Origin of the sequence: uncultured Fibrobacter sp., assembly GCF_937877005.1 — a bacterium.
Lineage (GTDB): Bacteria > Fibrobacterota > Fibrobacteria > Fibrobacterales > Fibrobacteraceae > Fibrobacter.
Window position 1 is genome coordinate 1 of the sequence record NZ_CALEFV010000024.1, and the last position, 2,751, is coordinate 2,751.

The 2,751-nt window shown below is 49.1% G+C and carries 4 protein-coding genes; 1 reads left to right on the forward strand and 3 read right to left on the reverse strand.

Features of this window, described 5'->3' with window-relative positions; all coding sequences use genetic code 11:
- The coding region (locus tag Q0628_RS01400; protein WP_366979008.1) for a DUF6803 family protein at positions 1 to 187 on the forward strand (187 nt) is incomplete at its 5' end.
- Between the two features lie 11 nt (positions 188 to 198).
- Here Q0628_RS01400 and Q0628_RS01405 read toward each other — a convergent pair.
- The 3 genes from Q0628_RS01405 to Q0628_RS01415 form a co-directional block, all read right to left on the reverse strand.
- Positions 199 to 1,362 carry a MalY/PatB family protein gene (locus tag Q0628_RS01405; RefSeq protein WP_298767795.1) on the reverse strand — a complete coding sequence of 388 codons (1,164 nt, stop codon included), beginning with the start codon at positions 1,360 to 1,362 and terminating at the stop codon, positions 199 to 201.
- Between the two features lie 14 nt (positions 1,363 to 1,376).
- Positions 1,377 to 2,384 (reverse strand): DsrE/DsrF/DrsH-like family protein, encoded by a 1,008-nt coding sequence (locus Q0628_RS01410; RefSeq protein WP_298767796.1) that lies wholly within the window; start codon positions 2,382 to 2,384, stop codon positions 1,377 to 1,379.
- Positions 2,385 to 2,540: 156 nt separating this feature from the next.
- Positions 2,541 to 2,705: a hypothetical protein gene (locus Q0628_RS01415; protein WP_298767797.1), complete on the reverse strand. Its 165-nt coding sequence runs from the start codon at positions 2,703 to 2,705 to the stop codon at positions 2,541 to 2,543.
- Positions 2,706 to 2,751 lie beyond the last annotated feature (46 nt).

Here is a 2,751-nt window from a genome sequence, read left to right on the forward strand (position 1 = left end):
TGAGCCGAAGAAAAGAAACGTCATTCGCATTTCCTTGCTGGCAGCATTCCTGGTTCTGTCTCACATCGCCATGATTTTTGGTATGGTGGATCCGTCTATTGCAGGCTACCAGCCGACAAAACAATCCGTCGAGATGAATCATTCCATGCCTGACCATTCCATGCATGACCATTCGCATCATCACTGATGCGTAAAAAATCACGCTTGTAGTAACGCTGCAATTCCTTGTTTAAGCCGGTTGAGCCCTTCTAGGCAAATGCTTTTGGGGCAGGCGACATTCATTCGCAAGAAATGTTCACCGCCGGCACCGTAAGCATCGCCGCCTATAAGAAACAGTCCCGTTTTACGCCTTAAATAGGCGGCAACATTTCGCCCAGTTTCAGGCAACGCCGAAATGTCAAGCCACACAAGGTAAGTGGCGTCGCCCTTGACAGCCTTGATTTCCGGAAGTTCCTTCGCCAAAAAGTCTTCGACCAGTTTCCGGTTTTCCCAAAGGTATTCGCGCAAGCTTTCAAGCCATGGCTCGCCCTGTTCAAACGCAGCAATCGCGGCCACCGCCGCAAAGGAATTGGGCGCGGCGATCTTGTCCGTGTACAACGCATGCCGTACCTTGCGCCTCAAAGTGGGGCTTGCTACATATACCGCCGAAGTATGGAGACCCGCCAAGTTGAAAGCCTTCGTGGGCGCAATGCAAGTAACGCTTACTTCGCGGCAAGTTTTGGAAGCCGCCGCAAACGGCACGTAACTTTTCCCAGGCTCCGTAATGTCGCAGTGGATTTCATCGGAAATGACGGTGACATTGTACTTCTTGGCAAGTTCACCGATTTTTGCCAAATCTTCCGCACTCCAGATTTTTCCAATCGGGTTGTGGGGATTGCAAAGAATCATCACTGTTGTCTGCGGATTCGATAGCTTTTGTTCCAGATCCGTAAAATCGATGGCGTAAGCTCCGTTCTTATACAAAAGTTTATTTTCGACAACGTTACAATCGCTATTTTCGATGCAGTTGTAGAAGTTATTGTAGACTGGAGATTGGATGACGACGTTTTCGCCCAGAGCGGCAAGCTGCTCGATTACGGAGAAAATCGAAGGCATCACACCTGCAGAGAAAATCAGATTTTCTTTCTCCATTTTCAAGTGATGCCGCCTACCCCACCAATTGATGTAAGCATTGTACCAGGCGTCGGGAACATCCGCATACCCAAAAACGCCATGATCCAGGCGGCTTTTGAGCGCATCCAAAATTTCGGGGGCAGTCCGGAAATCCATATCCGCCACCCACATGGGCAGCTCGTTTTCGGCGACTTTCCATTTTATAGAATCGCCATTTCGTCGATCGATTACGGTGTCGAAATCGTACATATCGCAGGCTTCGCTTAAATAAAATACGTCAAGTCGGACTTTTCAGTGGAGCCGAGCATCGTCGCAACACCGCCAAGTTCCACGCCGTCAATCAACTCTTCGGCTGTGATTCCCATCAGTTCCATCGACATCTGGCAGGCGACAAACTTCACGCCCTTCTGCCTTGCGCTTTCAATCAGTTCTTCCAGCGAAGAAACGCCGTTCTGCTTCATGACCTTGCGAATCATTTTCGCTCCGATTCCGCCAAAATTCATGCGAGAGAGTCCAAGCTTGCGCGACCCGCGGGGCATCATGAAGCCGAACATTTTTCCGATGAGCGACTTCTTGACGCGCACCTTTTCGGGCCTGCGCAAAATGCTTACTCCCCAGAAGGTGAAGAACATGGTAACCGGACGGCCCATGGCGGCAGCGCCGTTAGCCATGATGAACGAGGCTATTGCCTTGTCCAAATCTCCGCTGAATACGACAAAAGTCTTGCCGTGCTCAAATTCACGATTTTCAAGAGATTTGGGTGCGTCGCGCTTTACGATGGTCGCATAGATTACGCCGTCTTTTTCGGAAAGCGATTTCAATTCGTTGCCGGTATGCTGGCACCAGACATTCACATCCGAGAAAAACGCTTTCTCGGTCGCTTCCACCTGGACTTCTTCGCCAACGGCCACGCTTTTGACCGCTTCGTCCACCTTCACGATGGGGCCCGGGCACTTGAGGCCCTTGGCATCAACGAAGTGAATTTTCGGGACGGCGTCAAGCCCGCCTTCCACATTGTACACATCGTAATCGCGATCGGCGAGAATTTCGGCAACCTCTTCGGAACGATCTCCCGTAGAACAGAACACGTAAACAGGCTTGTCTTTCGGGATGCTATCAATCTTCTTGGACAGTTCAAAGAACGGAACCTGAATGGATCCACTCACGGGGCGTACCGTGGACTCGCTCGGTTCGCGGACATCGAGTAGTGTTGAATTTTGGGAATCAATCTTGTAGAAATCTTTTGCAAGAATTTTTTTGGCTTCGGACATTTTGTCGTGTAGAAAAGCGTTTAGTGGTGGTGACTCGCAGAGTTAAAAGTGTGACAAGCAAAAATACAAATTGCACCTAAGCGGCGCAATATTTCGGGATATACAATTTTTTTATAGCTTTTTATAGCGCAAGACTATTTCAAATAACTTCGTAAATCATTTGTCCAAGTTCGCCCACATCTCGTCCATATCCGTATAATGCTTGGTCTTCGGGTCGGCCTCGAGCCGTTTCGCCTCTTCGATGGCTTCGAACAGTTCGCCGGAATGTTCCGGGGACTTCAATTCGGAATTGATGCGGAAGTTTTTTGCTACGTTACTCATGTTCATAAATATACCGCTTTTTGATTGCATTTATAAGCATTTGCTT